Source organism: Planococcus halotolerans (assembly GCF_003289955.1).
GTDB lineage: Bacteria > Bacillota > Bacilli > Bacillales_A > Planococcaceae > Planococcus > Planococcus halotolerans.
Genome location: NZ_QLZR01000001.1, coordinates 58017 through 80653 on the forward strand (window position 1 = coordinate 58017; position 22637 = coordinate 80653).

Genomic DNA, 22637 nt, shown 5'->3' on the forward strand with positions numbered 1-22637 from the left:
CTCTTTCATCCTTTCACTTTTGCCGATTTTGTAGCGAGTTTTTCTAATTGACCCATATCGACGTCTATTCCAAGACCGGGCTTGCCGCTCAGCTTCACATAAGGAAGCTCGAAATGGAGATTGCCGATTTCTTCCGAGAATAAAAGCGGTCCCGTCAGCTCAGCCGTTTGGATATTCTTACGTGACATGACAGCGTGATAGCCCGCCGCGGAACCAATAGAGGATTCCACCATCGAGCCGATCTGCGCAATGATTCCCGCCGCCTCAGCCGCTTTCGCCATCTGCACGGCCGGGAAAATCCCACCCGCTTTCATCAATTTAATGTTTATGTAATCAGCTGCATCCAAACGGACAATCTCCAGCACATCTTCCATCGTCTGCACACTTTCGTCCGCCATAATCGGCGTCGACACTTTACGCCTCACTTCCGCAAGACCGCGGATGTCCCCCATCCGGATCGGCTGTTCAATCCAGGTGAGATTCGCGCCTTCGAGGTAATTGATCGTTTGCACAGCCAGCCCCACCGTCTTCCATCCCTGATTCACATCAATCCGGATCGGCATCTCTTCACCAACCGCTTCGCGCACGGCATAAGTCCGGGCGATGTCAAGCGCGGCATCATCCAAGCCGACTTTCAGTTTTAAACTGGAGAACCCCTGCGCCACTGCCTTCTTCGCTTTCTCCGCCATAATTTTTGGTGCTTCAATGCTCAGCACTTTCGGATACTGCAGATTGTCATGCGCCCGTCCGCCAATCAAATTATAGACAGGCTGCCCAGTCGCTTTGCCCATCAAATCGTAACATGCAATATCAATAGCTGCTTTCGCTGCCGGATTGCCGGAAATTGCGGCATCCATTTTGTAATGGATATGCTCTATATCGAACGGACTCTGGCCGATAATTTGCGGCACCAGCACATTCTTCAAAATTTCAAACGCCGCATCCACCTGTTCTCCGGTAACATGCTCATCCGGCACCGCTTCGCCGTAACCCACGATTCCATCGTCCGTCTCACACCTGACAATAATCGCCGCCATGCTCGGGTAGCTGGCATACGAAATGATGAACGGCTCTTTCAACGGAAAGTTCACCGAATAAATATCTGCTTTGATGATTTTCATGTGGGGTTCGCTCCTTTGGGTGGTGTTTATATATGATTGTATCTTTATTTGTGGGGTGTTGCTAGGGTGGTGGGTGATGTGGTGGGTGGGCTGGTGGCGTATAGCGGGGAGTTGCTGACGTATAAGGGTTATTTAGTGTCGTATAGATTCTGTTTGCTATCGTATAGCGCAGACATGCTGACGTATAGCACATTTTACTTAACGTGCTGATTTTTCCTGCGGCTCTCATCAAAAGAAAAGTACATTCCAATGGAAAGCAGTCCGCTGCTGGCGGACTGCCCAGTGGGCGGCGGATGCCGCCCGATCTTGGCTAATAGTGTGTTGACTCGCTTGGATGGAGGTGATGTTGATGTATAGCGGTGATTTGGTGTCGTATAGATTGTTTTTGGTGTCGTATAGATTGTTTTTGGTGTCGTATAGCGAGGATTTGCTAACGTATAGCGTAATTTAAATAACGTGCCGACTTTTTCTACGGCTTTCATCAAAAGAAAAGTGCATTCGAATGGAAAGCAGCCCGCTGGTGGCGGACTGCCCAGTGGGCGGCGGATGCGCCGCCCGATCTTGGGTAATAGTGGGTTGACTCCCTTGGGTGGAGGTGATGTTGATGTATAGCGGTGAGTTGGTGTCGTATAGATTCTGTTTAGTGTCGTATAGCGAAGATATGTTGACGTATAGCGGTTTTTACTTAACGTGCCGACTTTTTCTGCGGCTTTCATCAAAAGAAAAGTGCATTCGAATGGAAAGCAGAACCTCAAAAAAAAAGACACTCATTTTTCATGAATGTCCACTTGCATATCCAGATAATATTTCTTCGTTTTATTGTCGGCGACCTTTTTATATAACGGATTATTTAATATTCTTCTAGCTGTAGAGACATATTCCAACGCCAAAAAGTTTTTGCACTCCGCAACTGTAATGCTCGGTTTTATTAGCATGAACCATTCATGGATTGCCTGGTGATGCGCCTCCGGATTCGTAAGTCCACATTTCTCGCACATCCAGGTACGCTTGACTTTATTCATTTTCGAAGATTTGCATTCTGGACAAAATACGCCAATATTAATTTCGCTTGGATGGATATTGTTTTTCGGTGCAAGTGGAAACGGATCAAATTCGGAATAGAGACTCAGCAATTGCTGTCCAAACCTGTGCAATTCATCGATGGAGAGAATTTTCGGCGGCAGTTTGAAATTTTGCAACCTGATCATCACTTCATCCGCGCTCCAAATGACCGAACCAGGCGGCGAATCTTCGACGATCTGGTTAGGATATGCAATCACCAGAAATACATGAACTGGAAGAGAAATATTGAGGCTTTTCAGCAGCTTTTCAAATTTCCACTTTGCCATTTCCATCTGCACCTGCGGACTTTTAAGGCCGCGTTCCACGCCGGACGCCGTCGTTTGGTGCAGCGTGCTTGGGTTTATAGTGAAGCGGAGGCGCCCCGATATATTTTTTACTTCCAATAAAATCACGCAGGACTGGGTCAATAAAATCGTATCGGCCTGCAGCTCAATATTCGCGGAAATCGAATAATCTTGGATAATTAAATACGGATAATCAGGGTTAAAATATTTCATCAGCTGGTCGAGCCGTTCCTCTCCCCCAAAGCCGGCGTTGGTGGATTTAAGCAGATCTTCAACCTGCTCTTTTTTTGGATGATATGCAGGTAATCTTTTTAACAAGGCTTCATATCCAGCAATTTTAGCTGGCTTTTTTCGGTATTTGATAATTATTGCGGCCACCCCTCCATCAATAGTAGCATAGCTGGTTATATTATTCCATAATTATCCAAATATGAGTTTTGAAAGCTGATACAGCCTCAAAAATCAGATTTGGGCCTGATATTATGTGATATTTGATAGTTTTATGGCTAGGAGTTGAAAATAGGTTTGAGGTGATTCTCTTTAGTGGAGGTGATGTTGTCGTATAGCGCTGATTTGGTGTCGTATAGATTCTGTTTAGTATCGTATAGCGAAGATTTACTCACATATAGCACATTTTACTTAACGTGCCGACTTTTCAAACGGCTTTCATCAAAAGAAACGTGCATTCGTATGGAAAGCAGTCCGCGCTCGTGCGCGGACTGCCCAGTGGGCGGCGGATGCCGCCCGATCAATTCAGTTAGTGGGTTGACTCGTTTGGGTGGAGGTGATGTTGTCGTATAGCGCTGATTTGGTGTCGTATAGATTCAGTTTAGTGTCGTATAGCGAAGATTTACTCACATATAGCACATTTTACTTAACGTGCCGACTTTTCAATCGGCTCTCATCAAAAGAAACGTGCATTCGTATGGAAAGCAGTCCGCGCCAGCGCGGACTGCCCAGTGGGCGGCGACTGCCGCCCGATCAATTCAGGTAGTGGGTTGACTCGCTTGGGTGGAGGTGATGTTGACGTATAGCGCTGATTTGGTGTCGTATAGATTCTGTTTGCTATCGTATAGCGAAGATTTACTCACATATAGCACATTTTACTTAACGTGCGGACTTTTCAGTCGGCTCTCATCAAAAGAAAAGTACATCTGAATGGATAGCAGTCCGCGCCAGCGCGGACTGCCCAGTGGGCGGCGGATGCCGCCCGATCAATTCAGTTAGTGGGTTGACTCGCTTGGGTGGAGGGGATGTTGTCGTATAGCGGTGATTTAGTGCCGTATAGATTCTATTTGCTATCGTATAGCGAAGAGTTACTCACGTATAGCACATTCTACTTAACGTGCCGACTTTTCCTCCGTCACTCACCAACAGAAACCACACCAAAAAAAGCCCCCCTCACAGGCGGCTCTTCACTGGTATCGATAGAATCATTTCCTCCAGCAGCGCTGGCATCTGTTCGAATGCGTTTTTGATATGGAGGCGTTCGGTTCGTTTATGGGCATCCTTGCCGAATTGGCCGATATTGAGAACCGGCGCTCTTAATTGCTTCATGGCTTGGAACGGGATGCTGTAGGAATCGCCGTAGACTGGGGTATTGTTTTCATAAGTGACCCAGCCGTCTTCCTGGTCGCCGTAATTGACATAGCTCAAATCGGAAATGCCATTGAAGTAATGGATTTGATTGAGCTGATAGCCGAATTTCGCCTTGGCGTTTTCCGTGACCTGTTCAACCAAGCGTTTGACCAGTTCGTCTTCAGATGAGTTGACCGCCGGGTAGTATGGCGGCGCGAACATGATGACGATTGCCGGCGTCAGTTCCTGGCAATTGAGCAGCAGGATGTCGGTGATGTGCATGGATTTTTCGCGAACGTCCCATTCGGGATGCATCAGCGTATCATGGATCAGGTCGTTGAAATACTCAACGCCGAATTTCTCGAGCGCATATCTGACCAAGTCCTCGTAGCGCATAACCTGGATGTCACCCACAGGTTCGATGTTTTCATTGCGGCACATTGAACGGTAGTCGGCCATGCAGTGGGCGGCGGCATCTTTTGCCACTCCTTCGAACAAGTCGAAAACCTCTTTGGCGCTGTGTTCCATGGTGAAAACATTGTACATGGCATACGTCCGGTACGGCGTTTGCGCCGAATAGGAATGCTTGATGTCACGTTGCGTCAGAGTTACCGGCAGCGGCGTCGTTTCGCCGTATACCGTTTCCTTGAACGACGGATTCCATTCCATCCGGTGCGTCAGGTAAGTCGAAATATAGCTCGATGTGATGCCAGACAACGGTTCGCCGACATGCGTCTCTTTACCGTAGAACATGGCGGACGGCATGATTTTGCCGATCGACCCCGTATAAATATAATGGTCCTGGTCCCCTGGCTTTTGCGCGAATGAAGGCTCGCCGTTAAGGAATAAAATATATTCAAGTCCGTATTCGCGTTCGAGGTCCAGCAATTTGCTGACGCTGTAGCGCATGCCGGCAGAATTGACTTCCTCATCCGGAACGGACAATAATAATAAGTTGACCGGCCATCCATCCGCGGCAGCTTTCTCAAGCATTGCCATATGCATTGCAATGCCCGCTTTCATATCCATCGTGCCGCGGCCGAAAAGATATTCACCTGAATCGAGATCTGCCCTTGCATACTCGTCGAGTTCTTCGCGGAAATCCTTCAGCGCTTCCGTCAGCTCAAGCGGCTTGCAGGCAAGCGGTTCCAGATCACCATATTCCTCCGTTTCGACCGTATCGAAATGGCTCATCAGAACGATCGTGTCCGTGGCGTCCGGATGTTTATATAATGCGGTGACGTATTGGCGGTCCCAATTGACTTCGCCGAGATAAATCTTTTCAGGATTTTCCTGGAAGTAAGGAATCTGCTTCAGCTTTTCCTTCAGATTATAGGCGAATGCCACTTCCCCCTCCGACAGCGTGATGCTGTTCCAACTGACCATTTCACAAAGCAAGTCCTTCAATTTCTCCGGTGTTCCCCATAACAAACCCATAAATTATCCCCTCTCCGTCACTTGCACAGTTTTTAGCCATTCGGCCATCCGCTCCATCGCCTGCTCCAAAGTCGGCATTGCATAAGCATATGAAATGCGCAGGAAGCCCTCCCCGTATTTTGTGAAAGCTGAGCCTGGCACAGCCGCCACGCCCCCTTCTTTCAACAGGCGCGTAGCGAAGTCAAACGAGGAAAGACCGAATTTCTCGATGGACGGGAATATGTAGAAAGCTCCAGTCGGCTTGACGACATCAAATCCCATTTCCACTAATTTGCCGTAAACATAATCACGACGTGTTTTATACGCATCGTTCATTTCATTTGGCACGAAACGGTTGTTCTGCAACGCTTCGATCGCCGCATGCTGGCTCGGCAACGACGCGCACACCGTATTATACTGATGCACCTTCAACACATGCTGCATATATTCTTCCGGCCCGAGCAAAAAGCCCATCCGCCATCCTGTCATCGAATGCGATTTAGACAGGCCGTGCACCAGGAAAGTCCGGTCTTTAATCTCTTCATAGCACGCGAATGAAAAATGCTGTCCCTCGAAGACATTCTCCGAATAGATTTCATCCGATATGATGAACACTTCATGATTTTTCAACACTTTGACCAAAGCATCAGTTTCTTCCTTGTTCAAGCTGACACCCGTCGGATTTGAAGGAAAATTGAATAGCACAGCTTTTGTTTTATTCGTGATGGCCGCTTCCAAACGCTCCGGATCCGGCACAAGTCCCGTATCCGACGTATCGAGCAGAATCGCTTTCCCGCCGTTCAACTCAACGAGCGGCACATATCCCGTATAGCAAGGCGCCGGAATAATGACTTCGTCGCCTTCTTCGATCATGGTGCGCAGCAGCGAATCAAGCCCTTCACTGGCACCGTTCGTAATAATGATTTCCGTCTGCGGATTATAGGACAGCCCGTAGGTGTCACCGAAAAAAGCCGCAACTTCCTGGCGCAGCTCGATAAGTCCCGCGTTATGCGAATAGCTGGTTTTATTGGCCGCAATCGCCTCCATGCCGGCTTTCTTCACCGCTTCCGGCGTCGGAAAATCCGGCTGCCCGATTGTCAAATTGATGGCATCCGGGTAATCGACCAGCTGGTTGAAAAATTGGCGGATGCCTGAAATAGCGAGCGCTTCCGCCCGTGGATTAAGGGATAATGTCATAATAATCTCCGTTCCATTCATGTTTTCTTCTATTATATTCTTTTTGGGCTAAATAATAACAGGCGGATATTCCTAAAGATTGTCTCGGCAAGCTCATTCAAGCAATAAAACCACCTGCAGCCGCTCGCATTGTCCTGTTGTCCTCATCATAAGTAATAATGCCGATTAGGACAAGAGAAAACGGTTGGGTTCTGCCTGAATGAAGACTGTTTTCTATTTGCGTGTCTCTTCTTTTGATGAAAGCCGATTGAAAAGTCGGCACGTTAAGTAAAATGTGCTATACGTCACCAAATCACAGCTATACGACACCAAACAGAATCTATACGACACTAAATCTCCGCTATACGTCACCATATCTCCACCCAAACGAGTCAACCCACTATTAGCCAAGATCGGGCGGCGGCCGAAGCGCCGCCCAATGGGCAGTCCGCAGCTCGCGGCGGACTGCTTTCCATTCAAATGTACTTTTCTTTTGGTGAGAGCCGGAGGAAAAGTCGGCACGTTAAGTAGAATGTGCTATACATCAGCAAACCGTCTCTATACGTAAACAAAATCATTCTATACGACACTAAATCTCCGCTATACGACAACATAACCTCCACCCAAGCGAGTCAACCCACTATCAGCCAAGATCGGGCGGCGGCCGAAGCGCCGCCCACTGGGCAGTCCGCTGCTCGCGGCGGACTGCTTTCCATTCAGATGTACTTTTCTTTTGGTGAGAGCCAGAGGAAAAGTCGGCACGTTAAGTCAATCCCGCTATACGTCACCAAATCACAGCTATACGACACCAAACAGAATCTATACGACACTAAATCACCGCTATACGTCACCATGTCTCCACCCAAACGACTCAACCTATTCAACACAAATAAAAAAACGATCCAGCATCAGCCGAACCGTTTCCTTCTTTTATTTAACAAATCTTCTGCCGCGCCTGATCCGAACAGGACGCCGATTACGATTAGGACAAAGCCGCCCAGGTGGCCGGGCAGAATGGTTTCATTTAAAATGATGGACGCTGCGACCAGTGAGAACAGCGTGTTGAGGTTCATGAAAATCGCCGCTTTTGTTGGGCCGGCCTGGCCGATTGAGTAGTTATAGAGCATGTGGCCAACGGATGTGCCGATGACGGCTGAGAAGAAGAACGCCAGCCAGAATATCGGCGGAACTTCAGCGAATGCCGCCATGCCGCCCGGTTCCTGCACGAGCGAGATGAGGAACAGCACGATGGAACCGGTGATGAACATATAGCCGGTCATCAGCCGCGGATCGAGGTTTTTCGCCGCGTTGGCAATGACGATATAGCTGAGTACCTGCGTCAAAATCGAAATGAAGACTAGCAGGTCGCCGATGTTCATGCCGCTCGCAGGATCGCTGCCAACACGCACGGTAATGATGACACCCGCCAAGCCAATTATGACGCCGAGCCATTGAAGGCGCGAAGGATAACTGCGCATAATGAGCGAGACGAGCACCGCCGTCAGCATCGGACCCGTGCCGAGAATCAGTCCGGCGTTCGTGCCAGTGGTCATAGTGAGCGCATTGGACAGGAAATAATGATGCGAAACGACATTCAATAATCCGCCGAGCAGGATATATTTCCAATCGATGCGCGATGGCCAGCGCAGCATCCGGAAATAGGCCAGAATGACAAAGACTGATACTCCTGCGAGGAGAATCCGGAATGCCGTCAACGTAACAGGGCCGACAAATTCGACCATATATTTAACTGTTGCGAGATTAAATCCCCAAACGATCATGACACCCGTCAGGATCATATATACTTTCCATTGCTTCAATCCAGTCATGCCTTCTTTCGGGTTTCGAATAAATATTCATTTTACGCCCTGTTGAATGGATTGTAAATAACTATGCCGCATAATCATAAGCTTTTCGCCCAATCAGCAGGCTGAATGCGATGAATGCCACGAGCGACAGCAGCACCGGAAACGTCACGGTATGGACGCCGAGCAGATTGCCATATTCCTGGTTATAAAAATGCAGCGCAACATATGTGCCAATCCCCGTTATCATCGACGCGATGGCACCGTATTTATTGCCCCATTTCCAGTAAAGCCCGAGCACGACCGGCCAGATAAAGGCTGCTTCCAAGCCACCGAACGCAAATAAATTCAGGAATATCAACAAGTCCGGCGGATCTAGTGCCAATAGGAATACACCGATTCCGAGCATCGCCGTTACGCCGAACGAAATGCGTTTGATGGTTTTCAATTCTGCTTCCGGTTTTATGTAATTCAAATAGACGTCACGGACAATCGAGGAACTGACGATTAAGAGAAGCGAATCGACGGTCGACATGATTGCCGCCATCGGAGCCGCGAGCACAATTCCTGCGAGCCATGCCGGCAGGGTTTCCAGCGCAATCAGCGGAATGACTTTATCACCGACATCGATGCCCGGCAGAATCGGACGCGCAAAAACGCCGATTAGATGCATATTGAGCATAATGATGCCGGTGACAAGCGTCCCGATGATCAGCGCGCGGTGCATCGAGCGCGAGTTCTTATAGGACATTGCACGTACCGCAATCTGCGGTAAACCGACAACACCCACGCCGACCAGTATCCAGAAGGACGACACATAAGCCGCTGACAAATTGCCTTCTGCACCGTATGGTGTTACGAGATTCGGGTTTTCATTGATTAAATCCTGGACGATATTCGGAATCCCGCCGCCCGCGAAAATAACCGCGATCAGCAGAATCAGGGTTCCGACAAGCATGACAGCTCCCTGCACAGCATCCGTCAGCGCAACCGCGCGAAATCCGCCGATGGTGACGTAAACCAACACGGACACCGCGAACAGGAATAACGCCGAGTTATACGACAGCCCGGTCAGCGATTCGATCAGCCGCGCACCGCCAATCCACTGCGCTGCCATGGCGGAGAACAGGAAAATGATGATGCTTAACGCAGACAATAAAACCACGGCTTTGCTGTCGTAGCGCGCTTTCAGGAAATCAATCATCGTCACCGCTTTATAGCGGCGCGCCATGATGGCGAATTTCTTGCCGAGAATCATCAGCACAAAATAACCGGTGACCACCTGCGTCATCGCAAGCAGCACCCAGCCAAAGCCCATCGTATATGCCGTTCCGGGACCGCCCAGGAAACTCGACGCACTGCCGTAAGTCGCAACCATCGTCATCGCCAGCACAAAGCCACCAAGTTCACGTCCCCCGAGGAAATAATCGCTGATGAAATTTGATGACGACGCCAGCTTGCGGCTTGACCAATAGCCGATAAAGAAGATGAGGATCAAAAACATGATCATCGGAATCAAAACAGCATAATTCATCGTTTCTCCTCCTCTTCCTCTTCAAACGGCACTTCCACAAAAAAGAATTTCACAATGATAATCACCAGTACCGCAATGACCAGGAATCCCACTACACAGCTGTAGAAAAACCATGCCGGCAGCCCAAAGACATACGTATACTCTTCCACTGGCGCCGAGCCCATGCCATAAGCAAAGCCAAACCACCAAACAAAATTGAACAGCGCCAGCCCCACGCCAATCAGCGCTTCCCGGTGGGCTATCTTAAACCGCCAATCCGTCTCGTTCATCTTTCCCACTCCATTTCTCTACCTATCATTTTCTTATCGTACCATTATTTTCTAGAATGAATAATGGGGTGCGGTGATTTTTTGTACTTTAAGCCCTCTTCTTTTACAGGCGAGATGCCGCTGAAAATTGCTTGCGCCGTTATACGACAGCAAACAGATTCTATACGACACTTTAACTCCGCTATACGTTAACAAAAACAATCTATACGACACTAAATCTCCGCTATCCGACAGCATAACCTCCACCCAAGCAAGTCAACCCACTATCGGCAAAAATCGGGCGACGGGCGAAGCCCCGCCCACTGGGCAGTCCGCGGGCAGCGGACTGCTTTCCGTTTGAATGCACTTTTCTCCCGATGCAACCCGCAAAAAAATCCGGCACGTTACGTAAAATGCGCTATACGTCAACAAACCAACGCTATACGTCAGCAAAAACAACCTATACGACACTAACCGCCAGTTATACGACACTATCCGCCAGCTATACGACAGCATAAGCTTCACCCAAGCGAGGCAACTCACTATTACCCAAAATCGGGCGGCGGCCGAAGCCCCGCCCACTGGGCAGTCCGCCGACAGCGGACTGCTTTCCATTTGAATGCACTTTTCTTTTGATGCAACCCGCATGTAAACACGACACGTTACGTAAAATGCGCTATACGTCAACAAACCATCGCTATACGTCAGCATAAACAATCTATACGACACTAACCGCCAGCTATACGACACTAAAACCACTCCATCCGACAACGCCCCCAGACCAGACCAAACAAAACCACCCCAAACAAAAAACCCGAGAGCAGCCGCTTCCGGGTTCACCATATTCATCTCGCCAATAAATATTCAACATATCTGCGCCACTCGGTATTCTTCGCATGTTCCATATCCGGTTGGACACTCGGGAACGGCAGGAATGCCTGTGGGGCAAATGCGAATCTTTGAAGGATATCACTGTCGACCACTGTAGATCCCGGCAGCACACCCTCACTTAATACGGCTTTGCCTTCGAGGTCGAACGCGATGGTGACTGGCAACGATTCTGCCCGTCCTTGTGCATTCAGGACTGACACCTTGCCTGTGCCGTTGTAACGGTCAAAGATCCAGGCGTCTTTTAAGGCAACAGCATCTGCTGCTTCATTGATGATAATGGAAGCATTGGCTGTTTTGCCGTAAGGGACGGCGTCGGTAATCGGTTCTTCTGTCATGATGAGAACTTCATAAATCGCAATGGGGTTATTCTGGTCTATCGGATCGAGTGCGCGGTACGCATCGAGCCATTTCGAGCTGTCCGCCGGCAGCTGCGATTTCCGCAGAACCTTGCCGGGCATTGCCTGAGCAACTCCATCGACATGAAGGAATACTCGGTCGTCGACGTTGACTTCGAGCCATTCTTTTTCGACAACATAGGTCATAAACAGTTTTTCGCTCGAATAAATTTCAATGCTCATCGGCATGTTGCCTGCATCGATTTTGCCGACAATGCCTTCAATCGGACTGATTAAAGCCGGTTTTGCAGTGTTTTGGTCCAATTGCGCTTCGACGACAGCAAGCTGGGTTTCGAGTGCTGCGATGCGCTGTTCCGTTTCTGCAACACCTGCTGCATAGGAACCATCTTGTGGCACTTCAACTTCCACTTGCACATTGACGTCCAGTTCGACAGTATCGCCATTCGCATTGGTTGCCGTATCGCGGTTCGTTGAAGAGCCGGTGGTCGGACGCGAATTCCGGGAACTCGCGGTCTCGAGTTCTCTAAGAACACTGCGGACTTCGCGCAATTCATCATTCAAGGCATCTTCTTCCGCTTCCCAGATTGCGCGCTGTTCTTCGCTTTCCGCTTCATTTAGCAAAGCTAATTCTGTGCCAGCTTCTACAGAATCGCCTTCATTGATGATCCATTGCTCCACAGCGTCTGAATCCTGGATGAAGATTTCCGTCGCAGCAAGCGGCGCCGTGATGGCTTCTTTCGGCAATTTTTCTGTATAGCTGCTGGTATAGGCACGTTCGTATTCATTGATGTAAAGTTTTTTCGGCACCTGGCTTTTTTCGCTGAACAATAAAATCGCGTTGATTGCCAAAAAAGCCGTGATGGCAACGGATAAACCGATCATAAAGTATTTATTCACCCGGAACCACTCCTTCCGTGAAGCCTTCGATCATGTCTGCAAGCGGAACCAAGCTCAATGCCCCGATTGCCAGCGCAACCAGCACATGCAGCAAGATCAGGCCAAACAGCAGCCATTTCGGTGAAAATGTCACGTAATTGCGCAGGAAACGGTATTGGATGGCAATGATGAGCGAAGTAAAGATCGTTAATTGATTGAAGAACAAGATTACAAATGAATGATTAAAGAGCAAGGCCGCCAGCGGGCCGAATGAAAACAGCGATAAATAAGTGGTATAGCCGAGCACCGCAAACAGGAAAAACAGCAAGGCTTTTTCAATAACAAGAATTGCCGTTACATAAGTCTGCATGACCAGTGCCGCGCGCCATGGAATTTTTAAAATGCGGCTGAACAGGAATGCCGCTCCGTATGTATGGAAAGCCAAATATATTCCGGCCCAGATCAATGTGCCGGCAAGAGAAGTCCAACGGCCAAGACTATATGTATCCATGTCGCCCGCTACTAGGTACGGCGTCAGGGAAGAGCTGTTCATGCCCCAAATTTCCCGCAGCGCAAAAAGGAGGATGCCAAGGGCAAATATCCATCCCAGCCTCTTATTGAAATGACGCATTTCCGAATTCTCAAGATTATGTATAAGTTGTCCCTGTCTGGCGAAATAATGCCAGAACTTAAAATCAAATATCATAAGGCTTTATTCCCTTCATGGCGATTGATATTCCGCGTATGTTAATCTTACCTTACTTTACCAAAAAGCGATGGACTTTGGAATGCCAATACTGGTACAATTTTCAAAAAATATATTGTCAGAATTGTTCTGGCTTCTCTACCCCAAAAATGCCCAAAGAAAAAACTCCCACACGCGGCAGGAGTTTCGGCTAAATTATTCTACTGGTGTATATTTTTTATGTGAAATCACGGTCATGTTGGACGCTGCACCAATTTCTTTTGCATCTTCTGGTGAAATTTCAACAATCACCGAGTTGTCCATAATTTTAAAAATGGTTCCATTGACTTCGACGCCATTACGGGTAAAGGAAATCCATTCTCCGATGCGGCGGGCCGCTACGAATTCTGATACTTCTTTTTCATGTGGTTGGAATGCCATTGTTATCCACGCCTCTCTTTTAGAAACAATATCTATCTATTATATCATAAAAATATGGAAAAATCACCTTTTGGCCTCGGTAAAATCCATACCGCCCATAATCCACTGTTATCTTCCCAGCGCTGAACAATTTACCGCCTTACTCGACTCCCGGCAAAATCGTCAGTGTCATTTCAGTGGCATCGAGCTTTGCCATCACCCCGAGCGGCACTGAAAAATGCGGTTCGCAGTGGCCGATTTTAAAACCTTTTACAACCGGCACGCCAAGATCTTTGAAATAATGGTCGAACACATGATCCAGGCTCAGCGATTCATCCGGCCTTTTCGGGTCGGAATTTTTGAAGTCGCCAATCACCACGCCTGCAACTTCTTCAAATTTCCGTGCCAGCCGCAGCTGATTCAACATTTCATCGACGTCGTCAGGCTCCCTGTTTACCGCTTCAATCAATAAAATCTTATCTTTCGTATCGATTTCGAATTTCGTTCCGATGCCGCTGCGCAATAAAGACAGATTGCCCCCGACCAATTCGCCTTGAGCCACGCCTCTGCTCACAGGAATTAATGTTGAAATTCCTTCATCATAATGAAGCTCAAATGGTGCAAATAATTGACCGAACATGCGGGCGCTCCGTTCATGGAACTCTTCTTTTCCAACGTCGGATGCAAGCATCGGTCCGTGGAAAGTTACAAGCTCCGCATAATGGCCAATGGCTGTATGCAAAAATGTGATGTCCGAGTATCCCCAGAAAACTTTCGGATTCTCTTTAATCATTCCAAAATCCACACGGTCCGTAATACGCGCGGCGCCATATCCGCCTCCTGCACAGATAATGCCTGCCACTTCCGGATCTTCGAACATGGCATGGAGATCTGCCAGCCGCTCTTCATCTGTACCGGCCAAATAACCGTTTTTGGCTTCAACTGAGTTGCCCATCTTCACTTTCAGCCCCAACTCTTCCAGAAAAGGCAGCGCTTTTTTTAAATTTTCAAGATCCGGAGGGCTTGATGGGGCTATAACTCCGACCGTATCCCCTTTTTTCAAGCGTTTTGGCAATGTCCGCATAGTTATCTACTCCTTCTATGTATAATATCGATCAACTCCGGAACTCTCCCGGATTTGCTTCTCTTCAATATAGCAATGGACCGGGCTTTCTTCAACCAAACCCGCTTCGCGCATAAATACCCACACCGATTAATACTTATTATATTCGAATTATTTAGAATATTTAGTAATAAAGTATCATGACAAGAATTTGATTTTCTAATAAAATAAAAACAAGTTATAAATCCAGCAAGAATTTATAGCTTATAAGCAAGATCTTCTAAACAAACTCAGAAAAACAAAAGGAGCGGATTGGTATGAATTTTGACAAAGCACTTGAAATGGGATGGGAAGATCTTGCACTGGGAATTGGTGGCTCAGCAATCGTCATGCTGTTTGTCAACTTTTTCACAATGATGTAGAGGTGACTCATGTATACTTACAAACCATAAAACCCCTCTTCCGTATTATCAGGAAGAGGGGTTTTTGCTGTTTCGCCGACGCTTTTTTTTGCAAACGAAAACGCCTCCCCATTCTTGCCGGGCAGACGTTGTCATTTGAATAAGAATTTCACAAGACTGGTTTCAGGCTTCACTTGGCAGACCTCCATTTAGCTGCTGTTGCGCCATAAGTTCATGGAACATTGCTTCATCCCGCGACTCGAGCGCGTAATCTATCATACGTTCAAAATTTTCCTGTTCCAAAAATTCGATTGCTTCCATCGCTTCTGATTTGGCTTGATCCGGAATCTCTGCGATGCCTGCGCTTTCGCCCTGCAGGATAGACTGGAGATGCATATGAATATCAGAGACCAGCAGCAGTTGATACAGCGGCAGACGGATAAAGCGGTTTCCTTTTTGAAAAACGAATACTTCAGACAAGTTCTCGACCTGGAATGTATTTGTATTTACTACAATTTCTTTCCCTTCAACTGGAATGAAATGAAATAATTCATCATCTTTCATAATTGAGAGGTACTGGTAGGCAAAGACGAATTTCACAAGATGATCTTCTTTCTTTGTATAGAACGGCTTCATCATTTTGACATGCAACATGACGGTTCCCCCCTCTCTGATTTTAGAATATTCTGTTTAGTTAATCATAACATATATTCCCCGTTACGTAACTAAAAAAACACAAGAATTATCTTCTTGTGCCCAATCTTTTTACTTCCGCTTTTTTGGCGGTTGCACAAAACTGTATTCTGTCTTTCTCCACTCTTACAAATAGCTGGGAAAGCAAATCGAACAGGAAGTCTTCAAACTCTTTATGGCCCGCTCCGCCTTGATTGAAGACGATTTTGTTCTCATCGAAATCAAGTTGGACCGTCGCCAATATGCCATTGCATGCCTCGACATTGGTGAATGTATAGCAGCCTCCATCACTGGAAACCTGAAAACGGACCTTCTCGTAGCGTTTTTCAGCAGTCAATAAAAAAAGTTCCCATACCGCAATATCTTCCTGATTTAATACTCGCTGCAAATCAGGGATTCCCAATACATATACATTGTCCAAGGTCATGCTCCTGTCTAAATTTTATAGGTAATTTGAATTATACTTATCCCAGTATAATCTATCTGTCATCAAAAAAGAACTGTCCAAGAAAATATATTTACAATCCTGTTCTGCACGGATCTTTCCTTCTTCGTTTACGGGTTAGCCGTAAACTAGTATAATAGAAGGAAAGTTTTATTTTGGGGCGATGCAAATGGCTACGGTTCAATCCCTGGCACAACAATACGAAGACACAATACACAATTATATGGCTGCTATCGAGAGATCCCTTTATCCCGCTCGTGCTGCGGATGAGGAAATGGTTCGAAAAGCAGTCTTTTTAGTGCGCCATGACGGGGTGCAAATCCAGTCATTCAATGAAGAAAGGCTTCTTCTGGAAGCAATTGTAAAAGATGCCCACTCTGTGAAAGTTGTACTGAATTTTGAAAAGCTGACGGCTGTCTGTGCATGTCCGCAGGATGAAATGTGCCGGCACCGGCTTGCAGTGATTTTCGCTTTGTATCAAAAAGTGGGTTCGCTGTCCCAGTGGGTAGCGGATTGGCGCGCACAGGAACAGGATCAGCTTTCCGCGATCGGCAATAAACGCTCGCCGCAGCAATGGAAAAAAGTGATTCAGAGTGTCTGGCGGGATCCGATTCCGGATTACACGACAAGAAATTATTTTTACTATGAGCAGATGTATGAAGGGCGGCTGAAAAACGCCTTATCTTTCGTCCCGCTCGAACGTGAATGGAAAACCCTGTTCCGTGCTTATGCCCATTTCATTTCATTATCCGAAGTGTGGGGCACCTATATATCGGGTACCAACGATGTCCATCACTCTTTCTTTAAAACCTGGTTTGAAGATGAACTCCATGATCTTCGCGACTTGCTTGATCAATTGCACGGCCAGCACCGAACATTCGAATCGGATGCTTTTTTTGACTACCTCCGGGACATGGTCCGTGACTTCGCTGCAATACGAGATGGTTCATCTTCCCAGCGTTTGACGGTCTACCAATTATTCTGGACGAACCTTTTCACCAACGACCGTTTACGCAGACAGGAACTTGCCGCTTTCCCTCGGCCTGATGAACGGATTACGGGATTTTTCTCGATTTTATTGAAAGAACCGGTGGAGCTTAAAAAGATCACACCAAACGAAGCACATGACTGGATCCAGCTTGCAATCCTCGCTGAAGAAGAACAGAACCAACAGGCGCTCGAAGTTATTTTGATGGCAGTCAAACCGCATGTCAAAACATTCCTGTTCGAAGGATTGTATACGCAATACCGCCATCAGTATGTGCGTACACTCAGCCGCCTTTTCTCTTTAATCAACTTAAGTGAAAGGGACTGGGAGGACCTGTTCCGCCAGTTCGGCCATTACGGTTTACCCGCCTACTCCACTTATCTGATTGAAAAAGGTTTCTATAAGCAGTGGGCGGAACTTCACCATATGCATAATTCCCCTTTGTATTTCGCCGAAGAATGCGGATTGAAGGAAGTGCAGGAAGCGGCGCCCGATTATGCACTGCCGCTATACCACCGTTATGCGATGGCCCATTTGGACGAACGCAGCCGCGCCAGCTATAAACAGGCTGTGCGCATCTGGAAAAAGATGAAGTCCGCTTGCAAAAAGAGCGATCAAATGGAATTTTGGAAATCCTATATGAAAGAAATCCGGACACAGAATAAACGTCTCCGTGCATTGCAGGAAGAGATTGAGAAAGGAAACCTGGTATGACTCAATTCCAAACAGAAGGAAGCCGCATCTATTATTTAAAAGTCACCAAAGGAGACAGCTTCCGAATTCAGGCGATCAATGAAACCGGAAATCGCATTCCTCCTGAGATTTGGACTCCTTTTTTGTATTTCATGGACAAGGACAGCTTTTTCGGCATGAAGTCGGAAATGGACGGGCTCGACCTCGTGCTGTCGCCAGCAGATTTTGTCAGGCTTTTTAAGGGGGACGGACATCATTATGTCACCTTCAAAGGCCAGACCGACGCCGATACTGCATGGCTGCAACTTGCCGAAAAAGTCTCGGATTCCTTAAACGATCCCGATTTGTGGGAGCACGTTTCCGTTGACGGCGAAGATATCATCATCGACAGCAAGTATGGTGACTCGGATATCCAGGCATTCTTAAGCGATACCCTCAGCCAGCAATTACGCCAAAAAGGCTTAACGACTGCCCAATTGCCTTATATCCAGCATTTTATCCAGCAAGCAGGCTGGGACGGACTCGAAGCTGCGGATGATTATGTGATCGCTGTGCAATTGAGCGAACCGGACGAAACGCCGGAATGGTCATTTAAAGTGGTGCTCCGTTCAAAACGCGGCAGTGTTTACTGGACGCCTTCCAAACGCCGGATGGATGAGCCGCTTGAAAAGGTGCTGCCGGAAAAATGGCGCAGCCGCCATGCTGAAATAGCAGAAAAGCAGGCTCTGATATTAAGCCTTTGCCCTTCGGTTGACGGTTTTGATGAAACGAAGCTCTATCATGCGGAATGGACGGACGCGGAAGTCCTTCAATTCCTGCGCAGCGATACTGAAATCCTGCAGGCTTTCGGCATCGAAGTTTCGATACCTTCCTGGCTTCAGGCTGTACAGGAATCGAAGGTGCGCGTAAAAGCCAATGTCCATTCCCCTGCCAAAAAAGCATCAGTGGTCGGGCTCGATCAGATCATCCGCTTTGACTGGCAGTTCTCGCTGAATGGCCATGAACTCAGCATGCAGGATTTCGAAAGGCTCGTTACCGAGAACAAGGAATTTATTCGCATAGGAAATGAATGGGTTCGGGTAGATTCAAACCTTCTGATGCAGCTTCGTAAGATGATTGAAGAAGCTGAGGATGCCGATTGGACGATAAAAGATATGCTGTTCCAGAACGTGCCGGAGATCATGCTCGAAGAAGCCGCTGAAGAAGACGATCCGCTCGTCGAATATAATCTCAATAAATCTTTGAAGGTCCTATTGGATAAATTGCTCGATAAACGGGATCTGCCGCCGACTGCGATTCCAGAAAATCTGAACACGGAGCTCCGTCCATACCAGAAAACAGGCTTTGACTACCTTGTGTTTATGCGCGAAGAAGGTTTCGGGCTTTGCCTGGCGGATGATATGGGGCTTGGCAAAACCGTCCAGCTGATTGCCTACCTGCTTCATGTGCATCCGGAAAAACAGGCGCAGCCTTCGCTGATCGTCTGCCCGACTTCAGTGCTTGGCAACTGGCAAAAAGAACTTGAGCGCTTTGCGCCGGATTTGAAAGTTTATATGCATTACGGTCCGGTCCGTCCGAAAGCTGAGGAATTCACTCAATTCCTCGAAGCAGAACGGCCAGACGTTGTATTGTCCACTTACGGCATCGCTTCGTCCGACGCTGAAGAGATGCAGGACATTCCGTGGACCAGCATTACACTGGATGAAGCACAGAATATCAAAAATATGTATACCAAGCAGTCGCGTACAATACGCCGCTTTAAAGGCCAGCATCATATTGCGCTGACCGGCACACCGATTGAAAACCGCCTTTCTGAGCTTTGGTCGATATTCGATTTCATCAATAAAGGCTATTTATACCGCATCAAGCAATTCCAGGAAACTTTCATGATTCCGATCGAACGCGACGATTCAGAAGAAGCGAAGGAAAAATTGCGTCAGCGCATCCAGCCATTCCTGTTGCGCCGTACGAAAAAAGATCCTGAACTTCAGTTGAACCTGCCTGAAAAACAGGAGCAGCTTGAATATTGCCCATTGACTCCGGAGCAGGCCGCTCTCTATGAGGGACTGGTACAGGACACCGTTGAAAAAATGGAAACCTTGACCGGCTTCGAGAAAAAAGGGCTGGTATTGAAAATGCTCAGCAAGCTGAAGCAATTGTGCAACCATCCTGCTTTGTATCTGAAGGAGCCTTATACATCGGCAGAAGAAATTCTTCCCCGCTCCCAGAAACTCGAGCGGATTGTGACACTTGCCGGCGAAATCGCGGAACGCGGCGAACAATGCCTGATTTTCACGCAATATATCGGCATGGGCCACTTGCTGCAGCAAGCGATCAACGAATTGTATGGACATGAAGTGCCATTCCTTACCGGCAGCATGCCGAAAAACCAGCGGGATTCGTTGGTGAATGCTTTCCAGCAAGGTAAATTCCCGATCTTTATCCTTTCGCTGAAAGCCGGCGGAACAGGGTTAAACCTCACTGCTGCCACACATGTGCTGCACGCAGACAGATGGTGGAATCCAGCTGTTGAAAACCAAGCGACGGACCGTGCCTATCGTATTGGGCAGACGCAATTTGTCCACGTCCATAAATTTGTGACCATCGGCACCATCGAAGAAAAAATTGATTCCCTGCTGACTCAGAAACAGACCATGTCAGAACAATTTATCCAGTCAAGCCAGTGGATGACAGAGCTATCCGATAATGAGCTGAAAGAGCTGTTCACTTATTCGTTGTAAGAAAAGCGAGGGCGCCCGCTAAGCTCTCATAGGCGTTAAATGAGCATGGCCGGGTCCCCACCCGGCCATGCTCCCCTTTTCTGATGAGTGAATGAAACCAACCGCCTCAAACTTTCGTAGCGGAACGGAAATGCTCCTTCAGTTCACTTAGCTCCCGTTCCGCCTCTGCCAATCGTCTATGAAGCAAGGCTGTCAGGCGGATCAGCTGCTCCATATGCACTTCCAATTGCTGTTGTATGTCTTTCGGCATGACTAAGTGCCTCCTATTTTCAAATTTTATCCCGTATTGATGGTCAGTGGGGAAAAGAAAACTCCCACTGATTGAAGATTCTCTTTATGCGTTAATTGGTTCCGCTTCTGGTACCGGGAAATCAAAATCTGCTTCAGATTCTGGTTCCTTCTGTACTGGGGCGGTTTCTTCTTGCGCTTTTCTTCTGTCGAGGAATCGTACCTGGTCGCCAAGAACTTCCGTCACATAAACGCGGGTTCCATCTTCCCTGTCATAATGACGCGACTGAAGACGCCCGGATATCGCTACAAGAGAACCCTTAACACAGAATTTCGCAACGTTAACTGCCGGTCTTCCCCACGTGGAACAGAGTACAAAATCGCTTTCGATTTCCCCTTTTTGGTTTTTATAGTTTCTGGAAACGGCTACGATGAACGTTGTATGTACACGTCCTTCGCTTAATGTCCGAGACGATGGATCTTTTGTCAGCCTTCCTACCAGTCCGACTTGATTCATATTTTTTCACCTCCTTTCCGTAAAGCCAGCATACTAAATAAACTGAATTTTATGCAAAAGGCGAAAAATAGAATTTGCCAAGTTTTTGGCAGGCCATATTTCATTTTTCAAATACCAATAAAAATAAATTTTTTCTCTAATCCTTGCACGGATTGGCTTTTACATTCATGGATAGGCCGTGACAAAAAAGAATTTTCGAAGATTCAGGGATGTTTTCTTCATTAGCGTGAAATTTCACGGCTATGCTATACTGGAAAAAAGATCGATTTAGGGGGTAGACGGATGAAGACCTTTAAAATGCTGTCAATAGGCCTTGTTGAAGAAGAAAGCATCATTAACTTCCCTCTGGAAGATGGCATCATTATCAACCAGGAGAACAGCTATCGGTCCTGGGTGCTTGAAATGCTGATGGATTTGTCTCATGAGGAACGTTTCAAACAAATGATGGATTCAGGTAAAATCTATGATGTAAAAGTAGTTATCTCTTATCCGGAGAATGAACCGGCAACTTTCGAAGTAGGAATTTATGGAGTTAAGAAAATCGGAGATCATATTTCTGTCCTGATGAAGGGGACACTGAAACGGGCACGCCGAAAATATGCAGAAACTCTGCTATCGGAACTGCTTGAGGACGGCCTGGAAGGCGATCAATTGCTGACACGGTTTGAAAGCGATATGCGTTCGCGTCCAGTGCTGCGAAAAGATGAAGCCAAACAGTAATATTTTTGAACAGTAAAAAAGCAGTGCAGACGATTAATGTCTGCACTGCTTTTTCAATGGTTAAAAAGTAAACAATTTAATGTAAAAATTCTTGGGGAAATTTGTTTATGTGTCCAGACTCCGGCGACCCAGCTCTTCGAGTCATAAGCCATATCAGCTGCGTGGCAAAGACCGCCACTACGCTGATCCGTCTTATGCTTTTCAGAGCTAAACGGGTGCCGTCGCTTTTCTTTACTTTTCAGCAACCGGCCCAAGTGCAAAAAGGATATCGCATTCGCAGGCGATTTCACCGTCTACAGTAGCGATTCCATGTCCTTTGCCCATCGGTCCTCTTAGTTTCGTCAATTCCACTTCGAGGCGCAATTGGTCGCCTGGAACAACCTGCCGCTTAAAGCGGCAATTGTCTATGCCTGTGAAAAAAGCGAGCCGCCCTTCGTTGCCTTCCATCTTCAATACGGCAGTTGCTCCGACCTGAGCCAGTGCTTCTACTATCAAGACGCCTGGCATAACCGGGTATCCTGGAAAATGGCCGTTGAAAAATTCTTCATTGGCGGAAACATTTTTCAGGCCTACCGCTCTTTTGCCGGCTTCGAGCTCCAGCATCCGATCCACCATCAAAAATGGATAGCGGTGCGGTAAGATCGCTTTAATCTGTTCAGTCGTCAACATGAGTCC

21 protein-coding genes are annotated in these 22637 nt (G+C 47.4%); 4 read left to right on the top strand and 17 right to left on the bottom strand.

Annotation, left to right across the window (positions count from 1 at the left end; genetic code table 11):
* Positions 1-5: 5 nt before the first annotated feature.
* From DP120_RS00215 to DP120_RS00245, 8 genes are all read right to left on the bottom strand, one after another.
* Entirely contained in the window at positions 6-1121 is a 1116-nt protein-coding gene (locus DP120_RS00215) for a mandelate racemase/muconate lactonizing enzyme family protein (protein WP_112221182.1), read from the bottom strand.
* 194 nt (positions 1122-1315) lie between these two features.
* Complete coding sequence (locus DP120_RS18245; RefSeq protein ID WP_133257359.1) at positions 1316-1837, bottom strand: hypothetical protein; 522 nt, start codon at positions 1835-1837, stop codon at positions 1316-1318.
* A 51-nt stretch (positions 1838-1888) separates the two neighbouring features.
* Complete coding sequence (locus tag DP120_RS00220; RefSeq protein ID WP_133257360.1) at positions 1889-2806, bottom strand: nuclease-related domain-containing protein; 918 nt, start codon at positions 2804-2806, stop codon at positions 1889-1891.
* 1083 nt (positions 2807-3889) lie between these two features.
* Positions 3890-5503: a M20/M25/M40 family metallo-hydrolase gene (locus tag DP120_RS00225; RefSeq protein ID WP_112221184.1), complete on the bottom strand. Its 1614-nt coding sequence runs from the start codon at positions 5501-5503 to the stop codon at positions 3890-3892.
* A 3-nt stretch (positions 5504-5506) separates the two neighbouring features.
* Positions 5507-6679, bottom strand: a complete 1173-nt coding sequence (locus DP120_RS00230) for an aminotransferase class I/II-fold pyridoxal phosphate-dependent enzyme (protein WP_112221185.1) — start codon at positions 6677-6679, stop codon at positions 5507-5509.
* An 887-nt stretch (positions 6680-7566) separates the two neighbouring features.
* On the bottom strand, positions 7567-8478 hold the full coding sequence (locus DP120_RS00235; RefSeq protein ID WP_112221186.1) for a DMT family transporter: 912 nt from the start codon (positions 8476-8478) through the stop codon (positions 7567-7569).
* A 70-nt stretch (positions 8479-8548) separates the two neighbouring features.
* Positions 8549-9997 carry a sodium/pantothenate symporter gene (gene panF, locus DP120_RS00240; protein WP_112221187.1) on the bottom strand — a complete coding sequence of 483 codons (1449 nt, stop codon included), beginning with the start codon at positions 9995-9997 and terminating at the stop codon, positions 8549-8551.
* The gene (locus tag DP120_RS00245) at positions 9994-10266 is read right to left on the bottom strand and encodes a YhdT family protein (protein ID WP_112221188.1); all 273 of its coding nucleotides are present in this window, start codon (positions 10264-10266) and stop codon (positions 9994-9996) included. Before DP120_RS00245 ends, panF begins: the two co-directional genes overlap by 4 nt.
* Before the next feature lie 356 nt (positions 10267-10622).
* On the opposite strand from DP120_RS00245, the gene DP120_RS18295 reads away from it, so the two are divergent.
* Positions 10623-10763 carry a hypothetical protein gene (locus DP120_RS18295; RefSeq protein ID WP_165843680.1) on the top strand — a complete coding sequence of 47 codons (141 nt, stop codon included), beginning with the start codon at positions 10623-10625 and terminating at the stop codon, positions 10761-10763.
* A 327-nt stretch (positions 10764-11090) separates the two neighbouring features.
* Here the strand turns inward: DP120_RS18295 and DP120_RS00255 are convergent, their stop codons facing one another.
* The 6 genes from DP120_RS00255 to DP120_RS00280 form a co-directional block, all read right to left on the bottom strand.
* Positions 11091-12389 (bottom strand): efflux RND transporter periplasmic adaptor subunit, encoded by a 1299-nt coding sequence (locus DP120_RS00255; protein WP_112221190.1) that lies wholly within the window; start codon positions 12387-12389, stop codon positions 11091-11093.
* Positions 12382-13074 (bottom strand): hypothetical protein, encoded by a 693-nt coding sequence (locus DP120_RS00260; protein WP_240611928.1) that lies wholly within the window; start codon positions 13072-13074, stop codon positions 12382-12384. Before DP120_RS00260 ends, DP120_RS00255 begins: the two co-directional genes overlap by 8 nt.
* 195 nt (positions 13075-13269) lie before the next feature.
* Positions 13270-13494, bottom strand: a complete 225-nt coding sequence (locus tag DP120_RS00265) for a DUF2187 family protein (RefSeq protein WP_112221191.1) — start codon at positions 13492-13494, stop codon at positions 13270-13272.
* A gap of 139 nt (positions 13495-13633) precedes the next feature.
* Positions 13634-14557 (bottom strand): S66 peptidase family protein, encoded by a 924-nt coding sequence (locus DP120_RS00270; RefSeq protein WP_112221192.1) that lies wholly within the window; start codon positions 14555-14557, stop codon positions 13634-13636.
* Between the two features lie 563 nt (positions 14558-15120).
* The gene (locus tag DP120_RS00275) at positions 15121-15591 is read right to left on the bottom strand and encodes a transcriptional regulator (protein ID WP_112221193.1); all 471 of its coding nucleotides are present in this window, start codon (positions 15589-15591) and stop codon (positions 15121-15123) included.
* An 88-nt stretch (positions 15592-15679) separates the two neighbouring features.
* Positions 15680-16051 carry a hypothetical protein gene (locus tag DP120_RS00280; protein ID WP_112221194.1) on the bottom strand — a complete coding sequence of 124 codons (372 nt, stop codon included), beginning with the start codon at positions 16049-16051 and terminating at the stop codon, positions 15680-15682.
* Positions 16052-16244: 193 nt separating this feature from the next.
* On the opposite strand from DP120_RS00280, the gene DP120_RS00285 reads away from it, so the two are divergent.
* Both DP120_RS00285 and DP120_RS00290 read left to right on the top strand, forming a co-directional pair.
* Positions 16245-17777: a hypothetical protein gene (locus DP120_RS00285; protein WP_112221195.1), complete on the top strand. Its 1533-nt coding sequence runs from the start codon at positions 16245-16247 to the stop codon at positions 17775-17777.
* Positions 17774-20497: a DEAD/DEAH box helicase gene (locus tag DP120_RS00290; protein ID WP_112221196.1), complete on the top strand. Its 2724-nt coding sequence runs from the start codon at positions 17774-17776 to the stop codon at positions 20495-20497. The genes DP120_RS00285 and DP120_RS00290 overlap by 4 nt, the downstream gene beginning before the upstream one ends.
* Positions 20498-20603: 106 nt before the next feature.
* Here the strand turns inward: DP120_RS00290 and DP120_RS18300 are convergent, their stop codons facing one another.
* Entirely contained in the window at positions 20604-20747 is a 144-nt protein-coding gene (locus tag DP120_RS18300) for a hypothetical protein (RefSeq protein ID WP_165843681.1), read from the bottom strand.
* Positions 20748-20831: 84 nt separating this feature from the next.
* Complete coding sequence (locus DP120_RS00295) at positions 20832-21242, bottom strand: single-stranded DNA-binding protein (protein ID WP_112221197.1); 411 nt, start codon at positions 21240-21242, stop codon at positions 20832-20834.
* A 282-nt stretch (positions 21243-21524) separates the two neighbouring features.
* Here DP120_RS00295 and DP120_RS00300 point away from each other — a divergent pair, with 282 nt between their 5' ends.
* Positions 21525-21962, top strand: coding sequence for a YwpF family protein (locus tag DP120_RS00300; RefSeq protein ID WP_112221198.1), 438 nt, complete (start codon positions 21525-21527; stop codon positions 21960-21962).
* A 231-nt stretch (positions 21963-22193) separates the two neighbouring features.
* On the opposite strand, the gene fabZ is transcribed toward DP120_RS00300, so the two are convergent.
* Complete coding sequence (fabZ, locus tag DP120_RS00305; RefSeq protein WP_101801441.1) at positions 22194-22631, bottom strand: 3-hydroxyacyl-ACP dehydratase FabZ; 438 nt, start codon at positions 22629-22631, stop codon at positions 22194-22196.
* Positions 22632-22637: the final 6 nt, after the last annotated feature.

Coding starts and splice junctions, on each gene's coding strand:
- DP120_RS00285 (WP_112221195.1), top strand. CDS start 16,245: ATGGCTACGGTTCAATCCCTGGCACAACAATACGAAGACACAATACAC.
- DP120_RS00275 (WP_112221193.1), bottom strand. CDS start 15,591: ATGTTGCATGTCAAAATGATGAAGCCGTTCTATACAAAGAAAGAAGAT.
- DP120_RS00245 (WP_112221188.1), bottom strand. CDS start 10,266: ATGAACGAGACGGATTGGCGGTTTAAGATAGCCCACCGGGAAGCGCTG.
- DP120_RS00265 (WP_112221191.1), bottom strand. CDS start 13,494: ATGGCATTCCAACCACATGAAAAAGAAGTATCAGAATTCGTAGCGGCC.
- DP120_RS00300 (WP_112221198.1), top strand. CDS start 21,525: ATGAAGACCTTTAAAATGCTGTCAATAGGCCTTGTTGAAGAAGAAAGC.
- DP120_RS00290 (WP_112221196.1), top strand. CDS start 17,774: ATGACTCAATTCCAAACAGAAGGAAGCCGCATCTATTATTTAAAAGTC.
- panF (WP_112221187.1), bottom strand. CDS start 9,997: ATGAATTATGCTGTTTTGATTCCGATGATCATGTTTTTGATCCTCATC.
- DP120_RS00230 (WP_112221185.1), bottom strand. CDS start 6,679: ATGACATTATCCCTTAATCCACGGGCGGAAGCGCTCGCTATTTCAGGC.
- DP120_RS18245 (WP_133257359.1), bottom strand. CDS start 1,837: ATGAAAGCCGCAGAAAAAGTCGGCACGTTAAGTAAAAACCGCTATACG.
- DP120_RS00225 (WP_112221184.1), bottom strand. CDS start 5,503: ATGGGTTTGTTATGGGGAACACCGGAGAAATTGAAGGACTTGCTTTGT.
- DP120_RS00295 (WP_112221197.1), bottom strand. CDS start 21,242: ATGAATCAAGTCGGACTGGTAGGAAGGCTGACAAAAGATCCATCGTCT.
- DP120_RS00270 (WP_112221192.1), bottom strand. CDS start 14,557: ATGCGGACATTGCCAAAACGCTTGAAAAAAGGGGATACGGTCGGAGTT.
- fabZ (WP_101801441.1), bottom strand. CDS start 22,631: ATGTTGACGACTGAACAGATTAAAGCGATCTTACCGCACCGCTATCCA.
- DP120_RS00260 (WP_240611928.1), bottom strand. CDS start 13,074: ATGATATTTGATTTTAAGTTCTGGCATTATTTCGCCAGACAGGGACAA.
- DP120_RS18295 (WP_165843680.1), top strand. CDS start 10,623: ATGCAACCCGCAAAAAAATCCGGCACGTTACGTAAAATGCGCTATACG.
- DP120_RS18300 (WP_165843681.1), bottom strand. CDS start 20,747: ATGCCGAAAGACATACAACAGCAATTGGAAGTGCATATGGAGCAGCTG.
- DP120_RS00215 (WP_112221182.1), bottom strand. CDS start 1,121: ATGAAAATCATCAAAGCAGATATTTATTCGGTGAACTTTCCGTTGAAA.